Raw genomic sequence first — 23,201 nt, 5'->3', positions numbered from 1 at the left:
CGGGAGCGCGGCGACGTCAGAGGTCGTTGCCGGCGTACGACAGGTTGAAGCTCTTGTTGGTGAGCGGGAAGTCGGGAACGATCGTGTCCGCGAGTGCCACCGGCAGGGCCGGCCAGTTGAAGAACGACGGGTCCACCGGCTTGACCCGGGTGAGCCGGCCGTCCGCGGCGACCTCCACCCGGGTGGCGATCGTGCCGCGCCAGCCCTCGACGAGCCCCACGCCCGAGCCGACGCCCGAGCCGACGCCCGAGCCGACGCCCGATCCGGCACCCGAGCCGCCGTCCGATCCGGTGCGCGCGCCGGGGCGCGCACCGACCGGGGCGCGCATCTCGCCCGGCGCGAGCCCCTCGGCCAGGTGCTCGATCAGGGCGAGCGAGATGTCGATCTCCTCGGCCCGCACCAGGAAGCGGGCCAGCACGTCGCCGGTCTCGCGCACCGGGACGGCGACCTCGGTGTCGTACGGCACGAAGGGATGCGCCACCCGGGCGTCCGTGCCGGTGAGTCCGCTGGCGCGCGCCACGTAGCCGAGGCAGCCGAGTTGCCGTGCGGCGTCCGCGCCGAGCACGGCCGTCCCGGTGAAGCGGTCGAGCACGGTGGAGTGGCCGAGGGCCAGCCCGGCGATCTCGCGGATGTCACGGCCGAAGGCGGCCAGCCGCCCCGGATCGGGCAGCGCCCGCAGCACCGCGCCGCCCGGGACCACGCCGCCGCGCAGCAGCCGGTGACCGGTGATCTCCGCGTTCAGGCGCAGGAGTTGCTCGCGGATCCGCTGGGCGTGCGCGTTCAGGATCCCGTGCCCGACGTCGTTGCACAGCATGCCCAGATCGGCGACGTGGTTGTGCAGCCGCTCCAGTTCGAGGAGCAGCGCCCGGGCGCGGGCGGCGGCCGCGGGGACGACGGTGCCGGTGGCCTCCTCGGCGGCGAGGCAGTACGCGAGCGCATGACCGACGGCCGTGTCCCCGCTGATGCGCTCGGCCAGCGGCAGCCCGGCCTCGACCGTGCGGCCCTGGAACAGCTTCTCGACCCCGCGGTGTACGAACCACAGCCGCGCCTTCAGCCGCAGGATGGTCTCGCCGACGACCGAGAAGCGGAAGTGGCCGGGCTCGATGAGCCCCGCGTGCACCGGGCCGACGGGGATCTCGTACACGCCGTCGCCCTCGACTTCCAGGAAGGGGTACGGGCCCTCCTGCTCGCCGAACGGCGGGGGCGGTCCGGCGTCCGGGAGCATCGGGTACCAGCCCTTGGGCCAGTGGAAGTGCCGTACCAGGCGGCGCGGCAGCGGATGGTCGAGCGGTACGACACCGTGCAGGTCGCGCATCTCGCGCTCGAACCGGCCCGCGGGGAAGGAGAGCCCCGCGAGCGTGGGGATCGCGGGCTTGTCGGGGTCGAGCCGCACGTGGAGCTCGGTCCGGACGTCCGGCGGGCCCGCGACGAAGAGCAGCACCACCCGGACCCGGTCCGTGTCGTCGTGATGGGCGGCGACCAGCGCGAGCCGGTGACCGGCGTCGAGCAACTCGGCTGCCCGCGCGACCAGTTCACCGGTGCCGGTCTCCTCGACCGAGCGGACGGCGGCGCCGGCGGACACACAAGCGGCCGCCACGGAAGCCGTCGCCACGGAAGCGGTCGGCACCGATGGGGCGGGCACGCAGTCGGTACGTACGGAGTCGGAACGCGTGGATTCGGTACGCATGGGGGTCAGTGCCCTCCGATCACGGCGGCGGCGTCGTGGAGCAGGCCGGTCAGCGGGCCGGTCGTCAGGCCGAGCGCGGCGCACGCGGCCAGGCCGAGGACGAGCGGCCAGACGGCGCCCGGCCACGGTCCCGGCCCTGCCCCCTGCCCCTGCCCCAGCCCCGGCCCCGCCCCGGGCCCCGCCTCCGCCCCCGGGGATGCGGCGGGCATCGCCGGACCCAGCAGCATCCGGGCCGTGCGGACCGCGAGCGCGCCGAAGACGACGAGCACGAGCAGCAGCGCGACCGCCGCCACCCACCCCAGGCCCGCGCCGAACCCGGCGCGCACGATGCCGAGTTCGGAGGCGAAGAGGCTGAACGGCGGGAAGCCGAGCAGCGCGGCGACCGCCAGTCCGAAGGCGCCGCCGAGCCACGGGAGTCGGGCGAGCAGCCCCCGTACCCGCCCGACCAGCGGCGTCCCGGTCAGCCGCAGCACATGCCCCGACGCGCAGAAGGCGACCGCCTTCGCGAGTCCGTGCCCGGCGACGTGCAGCAGCAGGGCCGCCCGGGCGAGCGGGGTGCCGATCGCCGCGCCCAGGGCGATCAGGCTCATGTGCTCCATGCTGGAGTACGCCAGCATCCGCTGGTAGTCCCGCTGGGCGAGCAGCAGGGCCGCCGCCACGGCCAGCGTGATCAGGGCCATCCCGGTCAGCAGGCCCCGCGTCAGGCCCGTGCCGAGCGCGCCGGCCGCGATCTGCTCGTACCGCAGCACCGCCGCGAAGGCGACGGACGCGAGCGCGCCGGACATCAGCGCCGAGACCGGCGCGGGCGCCTGGCCGTAGGCGTCGGGCAGCCAGGCGTGCAACGGCGCCAGGCCGGCCTTGGCGCCGAAGCCGAGCACCACGAGCGAGATCGCGAGCCGGGTCACGGCCGGGTCGAGCCGGCCGGCGCCCGCGACGAGCGTCGGCCAGTCCAGGGCGTGCGCCTCGTCGATGCCGGCCTGCCGGGCCGCGTAGTAGACGAGGACCGTGCCGAGGAAGGCCAGGGCGATGCCGGCCGAGCAGATCACCACGTACTTCCACGCGGCCTCGACGGACCGGCGGGTGCGGCGGTGGCCCACCAGGAACGTGGTCACGATCGTGGTCGCCTCGACCGCCACCCACAGCACGCCGAGGTTCGCCGTGAGCACGGCCAGGCACATCGCGCCCAGGAACGCCTGCACCAGCACGTGCAGCACCGCCGTGTGCCGGGCGCCCTCCCGTTCCCCGGCCAGATACGCCGGCAGCGTCCCGCACGCGATCACCGCGACCGCGCCGACCACGAGCAGCAGCCACACCGTCAGCGCGTCGGCCCGCAGCAGCCCGCCGAACGCGGTGAGCGCACCGCCCCGTGGCAGGACCGCGGCCAGGAGCGCGCCGCAGCCGAGGATGACGACGGGCGGGGCGACGGCCCAGCCGGGCGGGAGGCCGGCCGGAACCGGGTCCGCTTCGAGGTCCGGCGGCGTGGGGCCCGCCCCGACCGGTACGGGTGTCCGCAGCGGCGCCCTCGCCGGCGTCCGGCGCAGCGGCCCGCGCACCGCGTACGCGCCGGCGGCGGCGCACGGCGCGGCGACGGGTGCGGTCAGGACGAGAGCGGTCGTGGCGGCGTCCATCAGTCGTGCAGCTCCCGCAGGTCGTCGAGGTCGGTCGTGCCGAACGCGGCCCGCATCCGCGCGGTCAGCAGATGGAGCACCAGGACCGCGAACAACACGTCGAAGGAGACGCCAAGTTCGACGACGAGCGGCACCCCGGAGGCGGCGAGGAACGCGGTCGCGGTGATCCCGTTGTCGAGCAGCAGGAAGCCCACCACCTGGGAGAGCGCCCGGCGCCTGGTGACCAGGACGAAGAAGCCGATCAGCACGACGGCGAGCCCCACCGGCAGCGCCCGGGTCGCGGGCGTCGGGTCGAGCGCGACCAGCGGGCGGGCCACCGCGCGGGCCAGCAGGGTCAGCGCGGCCGCCGCGAGCAGCGACCCGGCCACGTTCACCAGCGGCCGGGTCTCCCGGGTCTCGCTGCCCCCGGAGTCGTACGGGCTCCGGCCGGCCGTCAGGGCGGTCAGCGCCCGCCGCACCAGATACGGCAGCACGCCCGCCCGCAGCACCCCGACGCCGACCGCCACCACGACCAGCTCCGCGCGCCGCTCGTGCACGCCGAGCAGCGCCGCGATCGCGGCAAGCGCGACGCCCTGGAGCGCGAACGCGCGTACGACGGCGGCGATTTCATGACGCCAGAGGACCAGGACGGCGGCGAGCAGGAAGGCCCCGCAGGCCAGATCGAGGAGCTCGGAGTACGGAGTGGAGGCAAGGTCCGTCATGTGCCGGCTCCCGCTCCGCCAAGGAAGGACGAGGCGGCCACCGCGAGCAGCGCCAACAGGAAGGAACCGGCGAGCAGTTCGGGCACCCGGAAGAGCCGCAGCTTGGCCCAGCACACCTCGGCCGCCGCGAGCACCGTGCCGAGCACCGCCACCTTCGCCACGAACACCGGCAGTGCCACGGCGAGCGCCCCGGCGGAGGCCGTGGTGGCGATGCCCCACGGCGCGAACAGCGAGGCCAGCAGCCCGAGCAGGACGGTCAGCCGCAGCTGCGCCCCGAGCTCGATCAGCGCGAGGTCCCGGCCCGCGTACTCCAGGACCATCGCCTCGTGCACCATGGTCAGTTCGAGATGGGTGGACGGGTTGTCCACCGGGATCCGCCCGGTCTCGGCGAGCACGGCGACGGCCAGCGCGGCCGCCGCGAGCAGCCCGGCGGGCGAGACCAGGCGGTCCGGCTCGCGCACGGCCCCGTCGACGATGGCCGGCAGATTGGTGGTCCCGGCCGGCGCCGACAGCGCGAACACCGCCATGAGCAGCGTCGGTTCGACCAGGGCCGCGATCGTCATCTCCCGCGACGCGCCCATGCCGCCGAACGCGGTGCCGCTGTCCAGGCCGGCCAGGGCCAGCGTGACCGTGCCGAGCGCGAGCAGCGCCACGACCAGGATCAGGTCCGCGCGCCGGGCGACCGGGGTGTCGGTGGAGACCAGGGGCACCAGCGCGGCCACCACCAGGGCCGTCGCCACGAGCAGGACCGGCGCCGTGCGGAACGCGGGCCCCGTCCCGGCCGGGCCGATCGGCTCCCGGCGCAGCAGCTTCCGTACGTCCCGCCACGGCTGGAGCACCCCGGCGCCCGCCCGCCCCTCCAGACGGGCCCGCACCTGCCGCATCAGCCCCGTGAGCAGCGGGGCACCCGCGACCACCGTGCCCACCTGGGCGGTCACCGCCGCGTACCCGAGCGCGCTCACCAGCCCACCACCAGCACCACGAAGAGGGACAGCAGACCGAGGAAGCCGTAGCCGAGATAGAGATGGACGCTGCCGCCGGCGAGCCGGCGCGCCCCGCGACCGGTCCGGGCGAGGGCGCCGAGCACGGGCTCGTACAGCCGGTGCTCGATCCGGTCCGGCACCCGGTGTTGGAAGCGCACCCGCTCCACCAGATAGGCCGACTCGCCGGCGTGGGTCACCGCCACGTCCTGCTCCGGGGCGAGCACGTCGTCGAAGACCCGCTGGAGCGGCTCGGCGAACGAGGTCGCCGTGTACGCCATGCGCGCGGTGGGCGCTCCGCCGCCGCAGTCCCACAGCCGGGCGCCCGCCCGCCGGTGCCGGGCCTCGGCGCCGTACACCCGGCTCAGCGCGCCGGTCAGCGCCACCGCCCCGGTGAGCGCGGCCACCACCCACAGCGGTGACAGCGAGGCCGAGATGTCGTGCAGCCGCACCCCGGCCCCGCCACCGCGCGCCGGCCCGGTCCCGGGCAGTGCGACGGTGGCCACCGCCCGGTCCAGGGCCGGGCCGAGCAGCCCGGGCACGAGCGCGAGCCCCGCGCAGGCGGCGGCGAGCAGTCCAAGGGCGGCCAGCATCAACGGCGGCGACTCCTCGGCGCGGTGGGCCTCGGGTCCGCGCGGCCGGGCGAAGAAGCCGACGCCGAGCGCCTTCACGAACACGGCCGCGGCGATGCCCGCCGACAGCGCGACGAGTCCGACCGCGAGCGGCAGCGCGATCGCGACGGCCGGACCCGGCAGTTCGAGTCCGTGGATCAGCGACTGCAGCAGCAGCCACTCGCTCACGAAGCCGTTCCCGGGCGGCAGCGCCACCGCGCCGAGCGCGCCCACCGCGAACAGACCGGCCGTCACCGGCATCCGGGCCCGCAGCCCGCCCAGCCGGTCGAGGTTCCGGACACCGGTCGCCCGCACCAGCGAACCCGCCGCACCGAACAACAGGGCCTTGAACGCCGCGTGGTTGACGACGTGCAGCAACCCCGCCGACAGCGCGAGCGCGGAAAGCGCCCGGTCGCCCTCGGCCGCGAAGAGCCCCGCCGCGCCCGTGCCGACGAGCACGAGCCCCATGTTCTCCGCCGTCGAGTGGGCGAGCAGCCGCTTGAGGTCGGCGGCCATCGCGGCCTGCAGGATCCCGTACGCGGCGGTCAGCCCGCCCAGCGTCATCAGCGCCAGCCACCACCAGGCCGGTCCGCCGCCGAGCAGGTCGAAGCCCGTGCGCACGATCCCGTACACGCCCAGGTTGACCATGGCCGCGCTCATCAGCGCCGACACCGGCGCCGGCGCCTCGGGGTGGGCGCGGGGCAGCCACGCGTGCAGCGGCACCGTGCCCGCCTTGGACGCGAAGGCCAGGCCGGTCAGCGCGAACACCGTGCCGCGCACCGCCGGCGAAAGCCCCGCCGAGCCCGCCCGCAGCGCGCCGAAGCCCTCGCCCCCGGCGGCGCCGGCGAACAGGGCGAACCCGGCGAGCAGCAGCACCACACCCAGCTGGGACATCACCGCGTACCAGACGCCCGCGCGCCGCACCTCCGCCCGCTCGCGGTGCTCGGCGAGCACGAGCAGGAGCGAGGCGAGCGCCATCAGCTCCCACAGCGACAGGAAGGTCGACACCGAGGCCGCGGCCGGGACGAGAACCAGCGTGAGGGCGAAGAGCGGAAGCACCGCCTGCACGGTGCGGGAGGCCGGACCGCGGGCCTCGCCGGCGGCGTGCGGGCCGTGCGGGGCCGCGTAGCCGATGCCGTACAGCGCCACGGCGGCCACCACCGCGCCCGCCACCGCCATGAACAGCCCCGACAGGGCGTCCACCGAGAGCGCCGCGCCCGCGAGCGGCAGCAGCCCCGGCAGTCCGGCGGCCCAGTCCGCCCCGCCGAGGGCGGCGACCCCCGCCGTACCGCCCGCCACCCCGACCCCGGCCGTGCACCACCCGGCCACCACCCGCCGGGCCTTCGCCGGCAGCGCCGCTCCGGCCGCCGCTCCCGTCGCGCCGCATCCGGCCGCCGTCGCCAGACCGGCCGCCACGAGACTCACCGCCCGGTCACCCGCCGCAGGGCCGCGACGATCGCCGCGGGCTCCGGGGGACACCCCGGCACGGCGAGGTCGACGGGCACGACGTCGGAGACGGCGCCCTCGATCCCGTACCCCCCGGCGAACTCCCCGCAGTCGATCGCGCAGTCGCCGACGGCCACCACGATCGGCGGCTCGGGCATCGCCTGGACGGTACGGCGCAGGGGCACCGCCATGTTCCGGGTCACCGGGCCCGTCACCAGTGCCACGTCGGCGTGCCGCGGCGAGGCGACGAGCCGGGCCCCGTACCGCTCCGCGTCGTGTACGGGGTTGAAGGCGGCCGCGATCTCGATCTCGCACCCGTTGCACGACCCGGCGTCCACGCACCGCACCTGCGCCGAACCGCCGAGCCGCCGGGCCTGGGGGAGCGGTCCCTCCTCGGGCGCGGGCGGTGCCGGTTCGGCCACCCGGCCGGTCGTACGGATCTTGCGCAACAAGCCCATGCACACCACCCCTCCCGCGTCCTCACGAGAGCCTTTCCACGGCGGCTAACGGGCCCGCGTACGGCCGGAGTCACGGCACTTTCCGTGCACTTTGCGTGCTTTGTCGAGTCTTGGTGTCGTCGTGGCCGAGGGAAAAGGTCAGGGCGAGCGGGTCACGGGGTGGCGGTGAGGACGCCGGCGCGGTGCAGATGGGCGCGGGCGCCGGCGATCGCCTCGGGCGTGGTGGCGAACTCGCGGCCGCCCTGCCGCAGCAGCTCCAGGGCGCCGACGGAGTCGAGGGCCCGGCGCTGCTCGGGCCGTATCCCGGAGGCCATGACGACGATCCCGCGCCGGTTCAGCTTCTCGACGGCGTCCTTGAGGACGAGCGCGCCGGTGGCGTCGATCGTCGTGATCCGGGACATGCGCAGGATGACGACGCGCACGTCGGCGACCTCGGTGAGTTCGAGGAGGAAGCGGTGGGCGGCGGCGAAGAAGAGCGGGCCGTCGATCCGGTAGGCGACGATGTGCTCGGCGAGCAGCGCGTGCTCCTCCTCGCCGTGCTCGCCCGGCAGATCGGGGCGGAAGTCGACCTCCGCGAGCCGGGCCTGCTTCGCCACCGCGCGCAGCGCGAGCGCGCCCGCGACGAGCAGGCCGATGACGACCGCGTACACGAGGTCGAGCGCGAGGGTCGCCACGGCGGTGAGGACGAGCACCACGGCGTCGGAGCGGGTGGCCCTGGCCATCGCCCGCAGCGAGCCGACCTCGACCATCCGGACCGCGGTGGCGAGCAGCACGCCGGCGAGGGCGGCGAGCGGGATCCGCGAGACGAGCGGGGCCGCGGCGAAGACGATCACGGCGAGGATCGCCGCGTGGGTGAGCGCCGCGAGCCGGGACGAGGCGCCGGTACGGACGTTCACGGCGGTACGGGCGATGGCGCCGGTCGCCGGGACGCCGCCGAAGAGCGGCGCGGCCAGGTTCGCGAGCCCCTGCCCGAACAGTTCGCGGTCCGGGTCGTGCTTCTGGCCCACGGTCATGCCGTCGGCGACCTGCGCCGAGAGCAGCGACTCCAGGGCGGCGAGGGCGGCGACCGCGACGGCGGGCGCGAGCAGCGAGCCGAGCCGCGAGAGGTCAAGGAAGTCGAGGGAAGGGACCGGGAGGCCGGCCGGCAGATCGCCGATGGGCTTCGCCGCGTCGAGGTGGAATGCCTGCGCCACGACGGTGGCGGCCACTACGGCGACGATCGAGAACGGCAGCGCCGGCCGCAGCCGGGCCCCGACCAGCATGATGGCGGCGACACCGAGGGCGAGCCCGACGGAGGTCCAGTCGGGCGCCTCGACGAACTCCTCGACGGCCCGCCAGGTGACGACGAGGACCCGGTCGCCCTCGGGCTTGGGGACGCCGAGCGCGTTGGGTATCTGCTGAAGGCCGATCACCAGCGCGATGCCGAGGGTGAAGCCCTCGACGACGGATGCCGGGATGTAGGCCATGTAGCGGCCGGCCCGGGCGAGGGCCAGCGCGACCACGATCAGGCCGGCCAGGAGCCCGACGGTGAGGACGCCGCTCGGCCCGTACCGCGCCACGATCGGCACCAGGACGACCGTCATCGCCCCGGTCGGCCCGGACACCTGGAGGTTCGAGCCGCCGAAGAGCGCGGCGAGCGCGCCCGCGACGACGGCGGTCGCGAGGCCGGCCTGGGCGCCGAGCCCGGAGGAGACCCCGAAACCGAGGGCGAGCGGGAGCGCGACGATGGCGACCGTCAGGCCCGCGAGCAGGTCGCGCCGCGGGTTGCGGCGCATGGCGGCGACGTCGGCGCGGCCCGGCAGCAGGGACCGTGTCCGGGCGATGACGCCGTTCACCGCTGTGCTCAGCGCGCTGTTCACCGGGCCGTGATTCCGCTGTCCCTGAGCTCGGCGAGGAGCTCGTTCTGCCCGGCCAGCATCTCGGTGAGGATGCGCCGCGCGGCCTGCATCAGCTCCGCGACGTCTCCGCCCGCGAGTCGGTAGACCACCGTCGACCCCTCGCGTGTGGAGATCACGATCCCCGAGCGGCGCAGCACGGCGAGCTGCTGGGAGAGCGCGGGCGGCTCGACCTCGATCTGGGCGAGCAGGTCCCGCACGGCCATCGGCCCGTCCTGCAGCAGTTCGAGCACGCGGATGCGCACCGGGTGGCCGAGCATCCGGAAGAACTCGGCCTTGGCCTGGTACAGCGGAACCGACACGGCCTCGCCCTCTCGTCATGGCTTGGTGCCGTGCCCGCGGCTACCTGCGGGCACAGCAGAACCATCATGTGGCCAATTGCTGAATTATGCAATTCGCCAGAATGTCAGGAGGGGAGTGGCTGTGACTGTGACGCCCGCGCGGTGTCCCGCGGACCGGGGGAGGGTCAGTCGGCGGGCACGAGCCGGACGCCCGTGACGAGGTCCGGGCGGATGCGCACCACGTGATCCGTCCGCTGGTCGGTCCAGGGGCGGAGCACGGCCCGGTAGCGGGCCGCCTCCTCCGGGTCGTCGACCAGCCGGCAGTAGCCGGTGACGACGACGCTCCAGCCCAGGCGCGCGTCGAGGTCGATGTCGTCGGCCTCGTAGGCGACGACGACTCCGCTGCTGCCCGCCTCCCTGGCCTGCAGGGTCAGCGCGGCGCCCTCGTGGGTGCGGATGACGATGTCGCCGCCGTCGACGAGATGGTTGACCGGGCGGACGGCGGGGAGCGCCCGCCGGGTGAACACGATCCGGCCGAGCGGCACCCCGGCCAGCAGTCGCAGGGCCTCGTCCGTGTCGAGCTCGACCGTGCGCCGGCTCGGGGGTGCTTCGTACTGCACGGGTGCCTTCCAGGGGCCGCGATGGGACGGGACCGTCGGTCTCCCGTCTGGTTCCTCGCCCTCAGTAGACGTCCGCCGATCCGTGGCCGGAAGGGCCGTTCGGCCCCTGCCACCTGGGGGATCCGGACCTGTTGACTGACTGACCGAGGGGCCGCGGCGGCCCCCGGAGGCGCCCCTGGAGGGCGGGGAGGCGAGGGAACATGATCGCGGTCGTGGGACACGAGGACCTGCGCGCGGAGACGTCGGCGCTGGTGGAGCGCGAGCTGCGGGTGCGCCTGGAGCGGTACGCGGATCCGGCACCCGCCCTCGTCCGCGCCGGGTCCGGTCCCGCCGTCGCCTTCGCGCGTGCCGTACGGGCGGCGGGCCGGCGGCTCGTCGTCCTGCTGCCCGCACGGGGCGCGGTGCCCGCGCCGCTGCCGCCGCGGGTCCTGGAGCCGGCCCGCGCCGCGACGCGGCTCGCGGACGAGGTGCGGCTGCTCGCGTACGACCCGGCGGACCGCGACTCGCGGGTGCGGGCCGACGAGGCGCTGGTCCGCCAGTGCGACCGGCTCCTCGCCGTGTGGGACGGCTCGCCCACCGACGGGCGGGACGCCACGGCGCACCTTGTCGCCTACGCGCGCACGCACGGGGTGCGGGTGGAGGTGGTGTGGCCCGTCGGGGCGGTCCGGGCGGCCGGTGCGGCCGGGCCGGCTGGTGCGCCCCGGGTGTGCCGGCCCCGGGCCCGGGGGACGGCCGGGCCTCGGCAGGGCGGGCACACCGGGGCGCGAGGGTGAGTGGATCATGCTCCCGGCCGGGCCGTGAAGGGCCTTTCGGCCCTTCGGGACCAGGGCCGAAAGGCCCACCCCCGGCGTTGCCATACTGGCGCTCGTCTCTCGTACGGCAGGGCGTTCGGCCCGGCCGTCGCCCTGCCCAGGAGTCCTCGGTGAAGCCCTGCCCCACCCCACGTCCGGCCGCCCCGCCGACACTCGCCCGCGCGGACCTCTGCGGCTCCTGCGCGGCCCACGCGGGGCGTCCGTGCTGACCGCCGACGCCTCCGCCGACACCGCGGGCACGCCGATCCGGGTCTTCCTGCTCGACGACCACGAGGTGGTCCGCCGGGGCGTGCGCGACCTGCTCGAAGCCGAAGCCGACATCGAGGTCGTCGGCGAGGCGGCGAACGCCCGGGAGGCGCTCGCCCGGGTGCCCGCGGCCCGGCCGGACGTGGCCGTGCTCGACGTGCGCCTCGGCAGCGCGACCGGCGGTGACCACGAGGGTGTCGAGGTGTGCCGCGAACTGCGCGCCGAGCTGCCCGAGTTGGCGTGCCTGATGCTGACGTCCTTCGACGACGACGAGGCCCTCTTCGACGCCATCATGGCCGGCGCGGCCGGCTATGTGCTCAAGCAGATCGGCGGCTCGGACCTGATCGCGGCGGTCCGCACGGTCGCCACGGGCAGGTCGCTCCTCGACCCGAGGATGACGGCCCGCGTGATGGCCCGGATCCGTGAGCCCGAACCGGAGCCCGCGGCGGCCGTGCCCGGCGAGCTCGACCGGCTGTCGCCGCGCGAGCTGGAGATCCTCGACCTCATCGGGCTCGGCCTGACGAACCGCCAGATCGCTGACCGGCTCTTCCTCGCCGAGAAGACGGTGAAGAACCGGGTGTCGGCCATCCTCGGCAAGCTGGGCGTGGGCCGCCGGATACAGGCGGCGATGATCGCCGAGCGGTTCCGCGAGGCGCACCGGGGCGACCGCCCCTGACGTGACGGACCACCGCCCCCTCCTGCCGGGGCGGTCAGTCCACCGCGATCGGCGCGCTCCAGGTGATCCGCGTGCCGCCCTCGTCGGGCACGTCCACGCGGAGGCTGCCCCGGCACTGCTCCGCCCGCGCCCCCATGTTGAGCAGCCCGCCGGTCGGCCGGGCGAGGCCCAGGCCGGCGCCGTCGTCCGTGACCGTGAGGACGAGCCGGTCGGCCGGGTCCGGGACGGCGAGCACGACGTCCACCCGGCTCGCCCGCGCGTGCCGTGCCGCGTTGCTCAGCGCCTCCGCCGCCACCGCGAGGACGTGCTCCGCCAGCGCCTCCGGCACGGTGCTGTCGACCGGGCCGGTGATGCGCAGCGACGGAGCGAACCCGAGGTGCTGTGCGGCCAGTTGGGTGGTCTCGGCGAGCCGGCGGCGCAGCGCGGGGCCGCTGCGGTCGTCGTCCGCGGTGCGCAGCTGCAGGATCGTGGAGCGGATGATCTGGATGGTGGCGTCGAGGTCGTTCACCGCCCGGGACACGCGTTCCGCGGCCCCGGTGTCCTCGATCGTCCGGGTCGCGCTCTGCAGTGTCATACCGGTGGCGAAGAGGCGCTGGATCGCCACGTCGTGCAGATCGCGCGCGATGCGGTCCCGGTCGTGCAGCACCACCAGCTCCTCCGACTCGGCGCGCCGCCGGGCCAGTTCGAGGGCGATCGCCGCCTGATCGGCGAAACCGCTGATCAGCTGGGTCTCGGCGGCGTCGAAGCCCTGCCGGCCCGCCTTCCGGCTCAGCCGCAGCGCCCCGCACACGGCGTCGTCGACGGGCAGCGGCACGGCCACCACCGGCCCGTGCGCGCGGTCGGCCGCGCCCCCGGCCGCGCCGCCGAGCGGAAGGGCCCGCGGGTCGGTCCGTACGTCCGTCGTCACGACCGGTCCGCGGGCCCGAGCCGCGAGCCCGGCCAGCGAACCGGCCGCCGGCAGCACCGCGCCCCGTACCAGCTTGGCGGTGTCGCCATGGGCCACCTGCACCGTCAGATCACCGGCGGGCCCCGAGGGCAGCAGCACGGTCGCCAGGTCGGCGTCGGCCACCTCCATGGCCCGCCGGGCGATCAGCCGCAGCACCTCGTCGGTCGCGGTGCCCGCGAGCAGCGCCCGGGTGATCTCGCCGAGCGCTTCGAGACGGCGCTCGCGGCGCTGGCTGTCCCGGTAGAGGCGGGCGTTGTCGATCGCCACGCCGGCCGCCATCGACAGCGTCGTCAGCACCGCCTCGTCGTCGGCGTCGAAGGCGCGGCCGCCGCGCTTCTCGGTCAGGTAGATGTTGCCGAACACCTCGTCCCGGACGCGGATCGGCGCGCCCAGGAAGGTCCGCATCGGCGGGTGGTGTGCGGGGAAGCCGAAGCTGCTCGGGTGTCGGGCGAGGTCGTCGAGGCGCAACGGGGCCGGGTTGCGGATGAGTTCGCCGAGGATGCCGTGCCCGCACGGCGCCGGGCCGATGCGCGCCGCGAGTTCGTCGGCCATGCCGACCGGGAGGAAGCGCGAGAGCTGGGCGCCGTCGCCGATCACGCCGAGCGCCCCGTACTCGGCGTCGGTCAGGCTGACCGCGGCCTCGACGATGCTCATGAGGACCTGAGGGAGTTCGAGGTCGCGGCCGAGGTCCATGACGGCGGTGAGCAGGCCGTGCATCCGCTCGGGTACGTCGAGCCGGGGCCAGGGCGGCCGGTCGGGCGGTTCGTACGGGGCCGGAACGGTGTCGGTCATGTGCGTGCGCGGCTCTCGTCCTGGGGTCGGGCGTCCTGGGCTCGGGCGTCCTCGGGTGGGGCGCCCTGCGGTCGGGCGCCCTTGGGCGGGGCGTCCTCCGGGCGGGCGTCCTCGGTTGGGACGCCCTCCGGGCGGGCGTCCTGGGGTCGGGCGTCCGTCCCGTACGGAGCGTACGTGACCGGCCCGTACCGGACGGAAGGGGCCGTTCGGCCCGTTGCCGCAGCTCCGCGGGGTCTGTTCGACCCTATCGGGGGCAGGGGGTGCGGTGGCGATCATCTGGGGCGGCCGGAAGCGTGCCGTCCCTCTCCCCCGTGTGCGGTCGCTTCCGGTCGTTTCCCGCACCGCAGAAGGAAGGTCGCCGTCCGGTGGACGAGGCACAGACACAGCCACGCAGCATTCAGGTGAAGCAGCCGACGGAGCCGGCGCCCGCGGCCACGGACGCCGGCCGGCCCTCCTGGGTGAGCTGGCTCACCACGACCGATCACAAGCGGATCGGCACGCTCTATCTCTGCTCCGCGCTGTTCTTCTTCATCGTCGGCGGTGTCATGGCCCTGATGATGCGGGCGGAACTGGCCCGCCCGGGCATGCAGATCATGTCGAACGAGCAGTTCAACCAGGCGTTCACGATGCACGGCTCGATCATGCTGCTGCTGTTCGCCATGCCGCTGTTCACCGGCTTCGCCAACTGGATCACGCCGCTCCAGATCGGCGCGCCCGACGTGGCCTTCCCCCGGCTCAACATGCTGGCCTACTGGCTCTACCTCTTCGGCTCGCTCATCGCCGCGGGCGGCTTCCTCACCCCGGGCGGCGCAGCGGACTTCGGCTGGTTCCTCTACGCGCCACTGTCCGACGCCGTGCACTCGCCCGGCCTCGGGGCCGACCTGTGGATCATGGGCGTCGCCCTGTCCGGATTCGGCTCCATCGCGGGCGCGGTCAACTTCATCACCACCATCATCTGCATGCGCGCTCCCGGCATGACGATGTTCCGGATGCCGGTCTTCACCTGGAACGTGCTGCTGACCTCCCTCCTCGTCCTGCTGGTCTTCCCGGTCCTGGCGGCGGCGCTCTTCGCGCTCGAATGCGACCGGAAGTTCGGCTCGCACGTCTTCGACGCGGCCAACGGCGGCGCGCTGCTGTGGCAGCACCTCTTCTGGTTCTTCGGGCATCCGGAGGTCTACATCCTGGCCCTGCCGTTCTTCGGCATCATCTCCGAGGTCATCCCGGTCTTCTCCCGCAAGCCCATGTTCGGCTACATCGGTCTCGTCGCCGCGACGATCGCCATCGCCGGCCTGTCGGTCACCGTGTGGGCGCACCACATGTACGTCACCGGTGGTGTGCTCCTCCCGTTCTTCTCCTTCATGACGTTCCTCATCGCCGTCCCGACGGGCGTGAAGTTCTTCAACTGGATCGGCACCATGTGGAAGGGCTCGCTGTCCTTCGAGACGCCGATGCTGTGGGCGACCGGATTCCTCGTGACCTTCACCTTCGGCGGTCTGACCGGCGTCATCCTGGCGTCGCCGCCGATGGACTTCCACGTCTCCGACTCGTACTTCGTCGTCGCGCACTTCCACTACACGCTGTTCGGCACGGTGGTGTACGCGATGTTCGCCGGGTTCCACTTCTGGTGGCCCAAGTTCACCGGCAGGATGCTCGACGAACGCCTCGGCAAGATCACCTTCTGGACCCTGACCACCGGTTTCCACGCCACGTTCCTCGTCCAGCACTGGCTCGGTGCCGAGGGGATGCCGCGCCGGTACGCGGACTATCTCGACTCCGACGGCTTCACCGCCCTCAACACCGTCTCCACCATCGGGTCGTTCCTTCTCGGCCTCTCCTTCCTGCCGTTCTTCTACAACGTCTGGAAGACCGGCAGGTACGGGAAGAAGGTCACCGTCGACGACCCCTGGGGCTACGGCCGGTCCCTGGAGTGGGCGACGTCCTGCCCGCCGCCCCGGCACAACTTCCTCGCCCTGCCCAGGATCCGCAGCGAATCGCCGGCGTTCGACCTGCACCACCCGGAGATCGCGGCGGTCGACCGGCTGGAGAACCACCGGTGAACCCGGCCGTGGCCGCACTGGGCATCGCGGCCGTGACCGCCTCGGGCTGCGTCTGGTACGTCCCCGCTCTCGCCGACCTGCGCGCCGGCGCCGACCGCCCGGTCTCCCGGCGCCTCGCCGCGGCCGGCTGCCTCGCCGGCTGGGCCACCGTCGCGGCCACGGCCCTGCTGCTCCTCGTGGGCGTGCCCGCCCGGCCGCTGTTCGCCCTGGCGGCGGCCGGCGCCGGCGGGTGCCTCGCCCTCCGCCTCCGGGCGGCCGTCCGGCGCCGCGGCGAGGAGCGGGAGGACGCCGTCTGCTGGACGGCCCTGAAGATCCCGCCGCCGGTGCGGTCAGGCGCCCCGCGCCCGCGGGTCTTCGCCCGCACGATCGGCGCGGGCCTCGCCCTCGCCCTCGCCGCGGCCCTCGCGCCGGTCTTGGTGCGCCCCCATGGGATCCCCTTCGCCCTGGTGGCGACGGCGCCCGCGGCGCTCGCCGCCTGCGCACTGCTGGCCGCCGTGGCCGTGAGCGCCCGGCGGCCCTGAAAAGAGCGCCCCACCCGGCATGTCCGCCGGGTGGGGCGCTCCGTTCGGTCCTCGCGGGGCATCAGCCCTCGACGTCCTGCGGGTACCAGCGCAGCTCGACCGTGTTGCCGTCGGGGTCCTTCACGTACACCGACTCGGCCGAACCGCGCGCACCCCAGCGCGGCACCGGACCCTCGACGACGTCGAGCGTCCCGGAGTCGATGACCTCCTGCCAGTCCAGCGGGTCGACGACCAGACAGATGTGGTCGACGTTGGACTCGCCGCGCGGCCGCGAGAAGAGGTCGATGACCGTGCTCTCGTCGATGCGTACGGACGGGAAGGACACCTTGCCGGCCCGCCACTCCTCGACCCGCTCGGGGGCGAGGCCCAGGACGCCGGTGTAGAAGTCGAGCGCCCGGTCGACGTCGGTCACGTTGAGGACGAGGTGGTCGAAGGCTTTGACGCGCATGAGAGGAACCACGGCTTTCGGGTGGGACGGGTGGGGCCGGACCCGAACGATCATGATCAGCGCGCGGCCCCGGGGCAAGTACTTCCGGCGGACGCGCGTGCCCCTCCCGCGTGGATAGGCTGATGCGATGCTCCATGTAACCGACGCCATGCGGGAGTTCCGGGAGGCGGCGCTCGCCTGGGCGGCGCTCGACGCCGACGGCTCCGGCGAGCCCGATGACACCGCGCGCGAACTGGCCGGCCGGCTCCCCGTCCGTACCGTCGTCCTGCTCGAAGGACTCAGCGACCTCGCCGCGGTCGACGCGCTCGCCGAACGCCGTGGCCGGGACCTGGCGGCCGAGGGGGTCTGTGTCCTGCCGATGGGCGGCGCCATGAACGTCGGCCGCTTCGCCCGCCTCCTCGGCCCGCCCGGCCTGGGCCTGCGCCTCACCGGACTCTGCGACGAACGCGAGCACGGCTACTACGCCCGCGGCCTGGAGCGGGCCGGCGCCGATCGGGACGGCTTCTTCGTCTGCACGGCCGACCTCGAGGACGAACTCATCCGCGCGCTCGGAGTGGCGCGCGTCACCGAACTCGTCCGCGCCGAGGGCGACTTCCGCGCCCTGGAGACCTTCCTGCGCCAGCCCGCCCAGCAGGGCCGCGCCCCGGAACAACAGCTGCGCCGCTTCCTCGGTACGAAGAAGGGGCGCAAGATCCACTACGGCCGCGTCCTCGTCGAGGCCCTCGACCCCGACCGCGTACCCGCCCCGCTGGACGCCCTGCTCGCCGGAGTCTGACCGCGGACACCCCTGGGGCCTACGGCGACGACTCCGCCTCCCTGTGGCGTACCAGGTCCTCGCGGGCCTGCACCGCAAAAGGATGCTCGGGGCCGAGCACCCGCTCCCTGCCGTCGACCACCCGAGCCAACTGGGCGATCGCCTCGGCGCGTTCACCGTTGGCGGCAAGGACGGTGGCGAGGAGATGGCGCGCCGCGAGGGCGATGGGGTAGTCGGCCCCGTAGTGCCGTTCGTGGGCGGCCAGCGCCTCGCGGGCGAGGGGCAGTGCCTCGGCGCGATGTCCGGTGAAGAACAGGGCGTAGGCGCAGTCGAGCTGGGCGACCATGGTGATCTGATGGTCCGGGCCCAGCTCTCTGAGACAGTCGGCGAGGAGCAGCGGACCAGCTGGTGCCTCGGCGTCCAGCTCCGGCCCCGGAAGCACTTCGAGGAGGTGGGCCCTGACCAGCAGCGTCAACGGGTGGAAGGGCCCCAGCTGCTCGGATCGGCCCAGCACCGCTCGCCGCATGAGCGACACGGCCTCGGCCGTCTGCTCCCGCTGATACAGGGGGCGTGAGAGGGCCACGCAGCAGTCCAGCGTCCTGAGGGCGGCAGGGCCGAGCGCCCGCTCGGAGTCGGCCAGCACCTGCTTCAGCAACGTCTCCGCCTCCTCGAAGCGCCCGAGCCGGTAGACCGCTCGGCCGGCCCGCTCCCGGAGGCCCAGGATCAGTTCGTGGTCCCCGCCGAGACGCGGTTCGCCGAGCTCTCGCGCCTGGGTCGTCAGCGCGAGCGCCGAGGTGTAGTCGCCCGCCCGGTGCAGTGCCGTGGACAGGCGCAGCGCACACTCCACCGAGGCTTCCGCCGTCTCCCGCCGCACCGCGGGCCGGTCGCGGATGCGCCGGAGCAGCGCCAGGACATGGGGCACGAGGAGGCCGAGGCCGGTATCGGTGCTGCCGCGCTCAGGCACCGCGGGGAGCGCGGCGGCCAGGAGGCGCGCGGCCGTGGCGGCGAGCAGTTCGTGCTCGTCGTCCGGGGTGCCGCGGGCGACGCTGTCGAGCAGGACGCCGTGGGTGCGCAGGCACCGCACCCCGGCCGGTACGAGCTCGGTCAGCGAATGGTCGAGCAGGCCGCGCAACGCCGGCTCGACGCGGACGGCCGGCAGGGTCGGGCCCAGTGCGGCACCGCTCAACAGGGCCAGCGGGAGCGGATCGTTCGACCAGCAGGCGAGCAGCCGGAGCAGGGTCACCGCTTCAGGCAGGCCGCCGGTGACGAGCCGGTTCATGGAGATCTGCCAGGTGCCGCTGACCAGGTGCCGCGAGTCGTTGCCGGGATCGACGGCGGCGCCCTGGTCGATCAGTTCGATGGGGTCGACTCCCTGGTCGCCTTCCAGGTGGCGGCCGTATTCGGTCATCGTCCACGGCCGGATGACCTGATGTGCGAGGAAGCCGCCCGCCAGGGTGAGGGCGAGGGGCAGCCGGCCGAGCCGGTCGGCGACGGCGGCCGCCTCCTCCGGGGTGCCCGTGCCAGGAGCGATGTCGCACAGGACCTGGGCGGCGTCGGGCCGGGGCAGCACGCCGACGTGCAGCAGCTCGGCCTGGGGCCACCAGTGGCCGGCCGCCTGCCGGGTGGTCACGAGGACGGTGCCGCGCGGGCTGCCGCGCAGCCACCCGCCGTCACGGAGCACGGACGGGTCGTCGGCGTTGTCGAGGACCAGGAGCCAGGGCTGCTCGGACCGGTCCAGGTACTCCCAGACGAGGTCGGCCGCCGCCCGCAGACCGCTGCGCGCGGCGACGAGCTCGCCCTCGCCCGCCCCACGGTCGGCGGCGACGGCGAGCATGCCGGCGCGCAGCGACGCCTGGTCCGACGCGTTCACCCAGAAGCCGAGCCTCTCGCCGTCGGCGGTCGCATGCTGGAAGAGCGTGTAGGCGACGGCAGTCTTGCCACAGCCGCCCAGCCCGTGCAGCACCAGCACCTCGTCGCCCGCGCCCCGGTCCACGGCCGCCCGCAGCCGGCTCATCAGCTCGGCGCGGTCGCGCAGCACCACCGGCGCTCGGCCGACGGCGGGGCGCCGCACGGAGTCCGGACCGGCCCAGGAGGGTCCGTGATGGTGGTGCTCGACGATGTGCTGGTCGCCGGATGCCTGGTAGACGCGCCCCTGCCCCTCGGCTCGGGCGTCGTTGCGGCCCGTCACGACTGCTCCAGGCGCATGTCGCGGCCCGCCTGGTAGATCCGCGCCTGGCCGGAGGCGGTGGCGTGCTGAGTGACCTGGGGAACGGTGGGAGCGCCGGGGGCCGTGTCCGCGAGGAGCGCGCGAAGTTCCTCGACCAGTTCGGGATGGGCGGCGAGCAGACGCCGGATGCGACCCTGCCATTCGGCCCGTACCTCGGCTTCGGTCTCCTGGTCCCCGGTGGCCCTGGCCCTGAGCAGTTCCTCCCGGCTGGATTCCAGCTCGTCCGCGACGGCCGGGGCCCGTTCGGGCCGGACGCGCTGCCACAGACCGGCGATGCCGTCGCGCACGGTCTGCCAGGCGTCGGTGGCGAGCAGGGTCACCAGTGTCGTCCCGGCCGTACCGGCCAGAGTCGCGATCTCCGCGTCCATCACGTCCCCCTCGAGATTCGTCGGCAGCGCCACCCTAGGTCAGACGGCGGCCAGGTCGACACCGTTCGACAAGCCGTCCCGAGTGCCCCTTGGCAGCGCCCGTATGACATACCGTCGGTTCCCCGGTCACGCGGCGTCACACATCGCGAGTCCGGTGTCCCGCGTCCCTTCCCCACCGTGACCACCGAGCAGATGCGGGTCTGGGCGGCGCGGGAGCGGCGGGGCACGGTGCTGCAGCGGTACGTGTTCGGGACGGCGCCGGGGCCGGGCGGGTCGATCTTCATCGCGACGGCGGCGCTGATCGTGGCGGTGCTGTGGCTGCCGGGGCACCTCGGGTCGGCGTTCCCGTCCCTGCCGCGGGTGGTGACGGCGCTGGCCCTCGTCGTGATCGCGTGGGTCTGCGTGCTGGTGTCCTTCGCCGTCACCTTCCAGGCGGACAACGTCATGGAACGGGAGGAGGCCCTCGACTTCCCGGGCGACGAGGAGACGGGCTGGTCCGACTACGTGTACTTCGCCGTCTCGGTGATGACGACGTTCGGGACGACCGACGTCGACGTCGTCTCCCGGGAGATGCGCCGGACGGTCGCGGCCAACGGGGTCATCGCCTTCGTCTTCAACACCGTGACGGTCGCCAGCCTCGTCTCCGCCGTCAGCGGGGTCTGAGCCGGGTCTCCGGCGGCTATTTCAGGAACGCCGGCGCCAGCGCCGCCGTCATCAGGCGCTTCGGCGCGCCCGAGCCGTCGGCCGGGACGGTGTAGAGGTCGGCGCCGTAGTCACCCGGCAGGGAGTAGGAGACCGTGCGGTCGTCGAGCCAGACGGCCTGGTCGTCGACGCTGCGGGGCTCGGCGAGCGCGGTCTCCCGCATGGTGGCCAGGTCCAGGGCGTACTCGTGCCAGGGCGCGTCGACGGGGGCGCCCGCGACGCGCTTCTTGTAGACGACCCGGGTCTCGTCGGGGGAGAGGGACGGGCACTCGACGTTCTGGTGGAGCGTGGTGACGGTACGGGTGGCCAGGTCGCCGCGCACCAGGTAGGTCTGGCCGGCGGTCGCCATGGTGGCGTAGAAGTGCCGGTCGTCGCGGGAGAAGGTGACACCCCAGAAGTTGGTGTCGGCGGCGTGGTGGTCCTTGCCGCCCTTCACCACCCGGAACTCCTCCAGGGATGTCGTGAGCCGGCCCGTCCGGGTGTCCAGGACGGCGGTCCGGGTGGAGAAGTTCGAGCTGGCGTACGAGTCGCCGCCGACGAACACCGTCCACGCCACCAGCCGCCCCGACGGCGAGACCCGGGCGCGGGTCGGGATGCCGGGCAGCGGATAGTGGGCCCGCTCCTTGAGCGCCGGGTCCAGGACGACCGCCCGGTAGGTGTCCTCCACCGCACCGCGCACCGCCTGCAGGCAGATGCCGGTGCCGCCGGCCGCGTGGAAGCGCAGACACTTCACCCCGGACGCGGTGCGCGGACCGGCGGGGGCGGAGGCCGGCACGGTGACCAGCTCGTCGCGGTGCGGGCCCCAGGCCATGTTGCGGAAGACGATCCGGCGGTCGGCGCCGGCCGCGAGCGAGACCCGCCCGGACCCGATCGCCGGTCCACCCGCCTGCGGGCGGTCCTTCTCGGCGGCCCGGTCGGACGCGTGCAGCAGCGACGCCGCGGCCACACCGCCGAGCACGACGAGCGCCGCGAGCAGGACGAGCAGTCTGCCGCGCAGGGTCAGCGGGGTCATACGGGGGTTTCCTCCGAGACGGGGGCGGTGGGCGGGGGCGTGGCCGGGTCCTGGGACGGGTGCCGGGTCGCGGGCCGCAGGGCGTACGCCGCCGCGGCGCACACCGCGAGCACGGCCGTCGCCGCGCCGACCGCCCAGCGGTCGCCCCACGCGGTCCAGGCCGCGCCGAACGCGATCGAGCAGCCGAACCGGGCGAGCGCCTGCCCCGTCTGGACCAACGCCAGCCCGGACGAGCGCAGTTCGGGCGGCACGCAGCCGGCCGCCGCCGCCATCAGGACGCCGTCGGTCGCCGCGTAGAAACCGCCGTGCAGCGCCAGAACGAGGTAGGGGAGCGCCGGGCTCTGCCAGCCGCTGAGCAGCGCCCCGTACACGAGCAGCAGGGCGACGTGACCGCCCAGGAAGACCCGCCAGCGGCCGACGCGGTCGGCGAGCCGTCCCAGCGGCACGGCGAGCAGCAGGAAGGCGGCGGCCGTGCCGATCGGCAGCAGCGCGAACCAGCGGTCGGCGACGCCGAGGCGTCGCTGCAGCAGCAGATAGACGAAGGAGTCGCTGACGGTCGCCAGCCCCAAGAGCAGGGCGCACAGGGCGAGTCGGCGAACGTCGGGCACCCGGAGCAGGGCGAGCGCGGCCTTGAGCGAGGCACGCGGCGCGCCGTCGGGCGTCGCCGGCGCCGCCAGGGGCCGGGGCCGCGAGGGTACGAAGAGCAGCAGGACCAGCACGCCGACCGCGGCCACGCAGAAGCTGACCGTGAACACGGCGTCGTAGCCGTCCACCGCCTGACGGAGGATCAGGAAGGCCACCAGCGGGCCGATCAGGGCGCCCGCGGTGTCCATCGCCCGGTGCACCCCGAAGGCCCGGCCGCGCGACTCCTCCGGCGAGGCGAGCGAGATCAGCGCGTCGCGCGGCGCGGTCCGCAGGCCCTTGCCGGTGCGGTCGGCGGCCAGCACGGCGCCGATCAGCGGCAGCGAACCCGCCACCAGGAGAAGGGGCTTGCACAGCGCGGAGAGGCCGTAGCCGAGGGCCGCCACGGTCTTGTGCCGGCCGCCGCGGTCGGCGAGATGGCCGCCGACGAGCCGGACGAGCGCGCTGAAACCGTTGTACACGCCGTCGAGCAGGCCGAAGCCGAGCGGCGAGAGGCCGAGCCCGGCGACCAGGTAGAGCGGCAGCACGGCCGTGACCATCTCCGAGGACACGTCCGTGACGAGGCTGACCGTGCCGAGCGCGAGCACGGTCGGGGCGACGGCGGCGCGCCGCCCCGGGCCCCGGTGCCGGGGGGCGGCCGGCGCGGCCCTCGCGGGGGGGGTGGTGCGGCTGTCCACATCGGTAGAGCACA

General features: G+C 74.6%; 20 protein-coding genes and 1 pseudogene. 6 read left to right on the top strand and 15 right to left on the bottom strand.

Annotation, left to right across the window (positions count from 1 at the left end; all coding sequences use genetic code 11):
- Positions 1 to 16: 16 nt before the first annotated feature.
- The 9 genes from ACWEV0_RS26640 to ACWEV0_RS26600 all read right to left on the bottom strand — a co-directional run bounded on the left by ACWEV0_RS26640 (position 17) and on the right by ACWEV0_RS26600 (position 10,307).
- Entirely contained in the window at positions 17 to 1,582 is a 1,566-nt protein-coding gene (locus ACWEV0_RS26640) for a hydrogenase large subunit (RefSeq protein WP_453152016.1), read from the bottom strand.
- A gap of 110 nt (positions 1,583 to 1,692) precedes the next feature.
- Positions 1,693 to 3,315 (bottom strand): proton-conducting transporter transmembrane domain-containing protein, encoded by a 1,623-nt coding sequence (locus ACWEV0_RS26635; protein WP_453152015.1) that lies wholly within the window; start codon positions 3,313 to 3,315, stop codon positions 1,693 to 1,695.
- Positions 3,315 to 4,016: a hypothetical protein gene (locus tag ACWEV0_RS26630; protein ID WP_453152014.1), complete on the bottom strand. Its 702-nt coding sequence runs from the start codon at positions 4,014 to 4,016 to the stop codon at positions 3,315 to 3,317. Before ACWEV0_RS26630 ends, ACWEV0_RS26635 begins: the two co-directional genes overlap by 1 nt.
- Positions 4,013 to 4,978 (bottom strand): respiratory chain complex I subunit 1 family protein, encoded by a 966-nt coding sequence (locus ACWEV0_RS26625; RefSeq protein WP_453152013.1) that lies wholly within the window; start codon positions 4,976 to 4,978, stop codon positions 4,013 to 4,015. Before ACWEV0_RS26625 ends, ACWEV0_RS26630 begins: the two co-directional genes overlap by 4 nt.
- Positions 4,975 to 7,032, bottom strand: a complete 2,058-nt coding sequence (locus ACWEV0_RS26620; protein WP_453152012.1) for a proton-conducting transporter transmembrane domain-containing protein — start codon at positions 7,030 to 7,032, stop codon at positions 4,975 to 4,977. The genes ACWEV0_RS26625 and ACWEV0_RS26620 overlap by 4 nt, the downstream gene beginning before the upstream one ends.
- A complete protein-coding gene (locus ACWEV0_RS26615) occupies positions 7,029 to 7,511 on the bottom strand; it encodes an NADH-quinone oxidoreductase subunit B family protein (RefSeq protein ID WP_453152010.1) in 483 nt (160 codons plus the stop codon). The genes ACWEV0_RS26620 and ACWEV0_RS26615 overlap by 4 nt, the downstream gene beginning before the upstream one ends.
- Before the next feature lie 152 nt (positions 7,512 to 7,663).
- Positions 7,664 to 9,286 (bottom strand): SulP family inorganic anion transporter, encoded by a 1,623-nt coding sequence (locus tag ACWEV0_RS26610; RefSeq protein ID WP_453152042.1) that lies wholly within the window; start codon positions 9,284 to 9,286, stop codon positions 7,664 to 7,666.
- An 80-nt stretch (positions 9,287 to 9,366) separates the two neighbouring features.
- The gene (locus ACWEV0_RS26605; RefSeq protein WP_453152008.1) at positions 9,367 to 9,708 is read right to left on the bottom strand and encodes an ArsR/SmtB family transcription factor; all 342 of its coding nucleotides are present in this window, start codon (positions 9,706 to 9,708) and stop codon (positions 9,367 to 9,369) included.
- A 164-nt stretch (positions 9,709 to 9,872) separates the two neighbouring features.
- Positions 9,873 to 10,307 (bottom strand): pyridoxamine 5'-phosphate oxidase family protein, encoded by a 435-nt coding sequence (locus ACWEV0_RS26600; protein WP_453152007.1) that lies wholly within the window; start codon positions 10,305 to 10,307, stop codon positions 9,873 to 9,875.
- A gap of 212 nt (positions 10,308 to 10,519) precedes the next feature.
- Here ACWEV0_RS26600 and ACWEV0_RS26595 point away from each other — a divergent pair, with 212 nt between their 5' ends.
- On the top strand, positions 10,520 to 11,080 hold the full coding sequence (locus ACWEV0_RS26595; RefSeq protein ID WP_453152006.1) for a hypothetical protein: 561 nt from the start codon (positions 10,520 to 10,522) through the stop codon (positions 11,078 to 11,080).
- A gap of 241 nt (positions 11,081 to 11,321) precedes the next feature.
- Complete coding sequence (locus tag ACWEV0_RS26590; RefSeq protein WP_453152005.1) at positions 11,322 to 12,041, top strand: response regulator; 720 nt, start codon at positions 11,322 to 11,324, stop codon at positions 12,039 to 12,041.
- A 34-nt stretch (positions 12,042 to 12,075) separates the two neighbouring features.
- On the opposite strand, the gene ACWEV0_RS26585 is transcribed toward ACWEV0_RS26590, so the two are convergent.
- Positions 12,076 to 13,704: a GAF domain-containing protein gene (locus ACWEV0_RS26585; protein ID WP_453152041.1), complete on the bottom strand. Its 1,629-nt coding sequence runs from the start codon at positions 13,702 to 13,704 to the stop codon at positions 12,076 to 12,078.
- A 476-nt stretch (positions 13,705 to 14,180) separates the two neighbouring features.
- On the opposite strand from ACWEV0_RS26585, the gene ctaD reads away from it, so the two are divergent.
- Positions 14,181 to 15,836: an aa3-type cytochrome oxidase subunit I gene (ctaD, locus tag ACWEV0_RS26580; RefSeq protein ID WP_453152003.1), complete on the top strand. Its 1,656-nt coding sequence runs from the start codon at positions 14,181 to 14,183 to the stop codon at positions 15,834 to 15,836.
- The gene (locus ACWEV0_RS26575) at positions 15,833 to 16,357 is read left to right on the top strand and encodes a hypothetical protein (RefSeq protein ID WP_453152002.1); all 525 of its coding nucleotides are present in this window, start codon (positions 15,833 to 15,835) and stop codon (positions 16,355 to 16,357) included. The genes ctaD and ACWEV0_RS26575 overlap by 4 nt, the downstream gene beginning before the upstream one ends.
- A 61-nt stretch (positions 16,358 to 16,418) precedes the next feature.
- Here ACWEV0_RS26575 and ACWEV0_RS26570 read toward each other — a convergent pair whose 3' ends face one another.
- A complete protein-coding gene (locus ACWEV0_RS26570) occupies positions 16,419 to 16,805 on the bottom strand; it encodes a VOC family protein (protein WP_453152001.1) in 387 nt (128 codons plus the stop codon).
- Positions 16,806 to 16,953: 148 nt separating this feature from the next.
- On the opposite strand from ACWEV0_RS26570, the gene ACWEV0_RS26565 reads away from it, so the two are divergent.
- Positions 16,954 to 17,580 carry a TOPRIM nucleotidyl transferase/hydrolase domain-containing protein gene (locus ACWEV0_RS26565; RefSeq protein WP_453152040.1) on the top strand — a complete coding sequence of 209 codons (627 nt, stop codon included), beginning with the start codon at positions 16,954 to 16,956 and terminating at the stop codon, positions 17,578 to 17,580.
- Positions 17,581 to 17,599: 19 nt separating this feature from the next.
- On the opposite strand, the gene ACWEV0_RS26560 is transcribed toward ACWEV0_RS26565, so the two are convergent.
- Together ACWEV0_RS26560 and ACWEV0_RS26555 are read right to left on the bottom strand one after the other, a co-directional pair.
- Positions 17,600 to 19,747 (bottom strand): tetratricopeptide repeat protein, encoded by a 2,148-nt coding sequence (locus ACWEV0_RS26560; protein ID WP_453152000.1) that lies wholly within the window; start codon positions 19,745 to 19,747, stop codon positions 17,600 to 17,602.
- Positions 19,744 to 20,154, bottom strand: a complete 411-nt coding sequence (locus ACWEV0_RS26555) for a hypothetical protein (RefSeq protein WP_453152039.1) — start codon at positions 20,152 to 20,154, stop codon at positions 19,744 to 19,746. Before ACWEV0_RS26555 ends, ACWEV0_RS26560 begins: the two co-directional genes overlap by 4 nt.
- Positions 20,155 to 20,322: 168 nt before the next feature.
- Here ACWEV0_RS26555 and ACWEV0_RS26550 point away from each other — a divergent pair.
- Positions 20,323 to 20,817, top strand: a pseudogene (locus tag ACWEV0_RS26550) (DUF1345 domain-containing protein); the annotation flags it as partial.
- Between the two features lie 16 nt (positions 20,818 to 20,833).
- Here the strand turns inward: ACWEV0_RS26550 and ACWEV0_RS26545 are convergent.
- Together ACWEV0_RS26545 and ACWEV0_RS26540 are read right to left on the bottom strand one after the other, a co-directional pair.
- Positions 20,834 to 21,859: a TolB-like translocation protein gene (locus ACWEV0_RS26545; protein WP_453152037.1), complete on the bottom strand. Its 1,026-nt coding sequence runs from the start codon at positions 21,857 to 21,859 to the stop codon at positions 20,834 to 20,836.
- A 5-nt stretch (positions 21,860 to 21,864) separates the two neighbouring features.
- Positions 21,865 to 23,187 carry an MFS transporter gene (locus ACWEV0_RS26540; RefSeq protein WP_453152036.1) on the bottom strand — a complete coding sequence of 441 codons (1,323 nt, stop codon included), beginning with the start codon at positions 23,185 to 23,187 and terminating at the stop codon, positions 21,865 to 21,867.
- Positions 23,188 to 23,201: the final 14 nt, after the last annotated feature.

The sequence above is a fragment of the Streptomyces sp. NPDC003943 genome (genome assembly GCF_053605265.1).
Note: the sequence above shows the minus strand (reverse complement) of the source record. Positions and strands in the feature narration are given on the sequence as shown.

What these genes read in the sequence shown, in the direction of transcription:
- ACWEV0_RS26615 (WP_453152010.1), bottom strand. Translation starts at nt 7,511, where the DNA reads ATGGGCTTGTTGCGCAAGATCCGTACGACCGGCCGGGTGGCCGAACCG.
- ACWEV0_RS26630 (WP_453152014.1), bottom strand. Translation starts at nt 4,016, where the DNA reads ATGACGGACCTTGCCTCCACTCCGTACTCCGAGCTCCTCGATCTGGCC.
- ACWEV0_RS26565 (WP_453152040.1), top strand. Translation starts at nt 16,954, where the DNA reads ATGCGGGAGTTCCGGGAGGCGGCGCTCGCCTGGGCGGCGCTCGACGCC.
- ACWEV0_RS26610 (WP_453152042.1), bottom strand. Translation starts at nt 9,286, where the DNA reads ATGCGCCGCAACCCGCGGCGCGACCTGCTCGCGGGCCTGACGGTCGCC.
- ACWEV0_RS26570 (WP_453152001.1), bottom strand. Translation starts at nt 16,805, where the DNA reads ATGCGCGTCAAAGCCTTCGACCACCTCGTCCTCAACGTGACCGACGTC.
- ACWEV0_RS26585 (WP_453152041.1), bottom strand. Translation starts at nt 13,704, where the DNA reads ATGCACGGCCTGCTCACCGCCGTCATGGACCTCGGCCGCGACCTCGAA.
- ACWEV0_RS26635 (WP_453152015.1), bottom strand. Translation starts at nt 3,315, where the DNA reads ATGGACGCCGCCACGACCGCTCTCGTCCTGACCGCACCCGTCGCCGCG.
- ACWEV0_RS26555 (WP_453152039.1), bottom strand. Translation starts at nt 20,154, where the DNA reads ATGGACGCGGAGATCGCGACTCTGGCCGGTACGGCCGGGACGACACTG.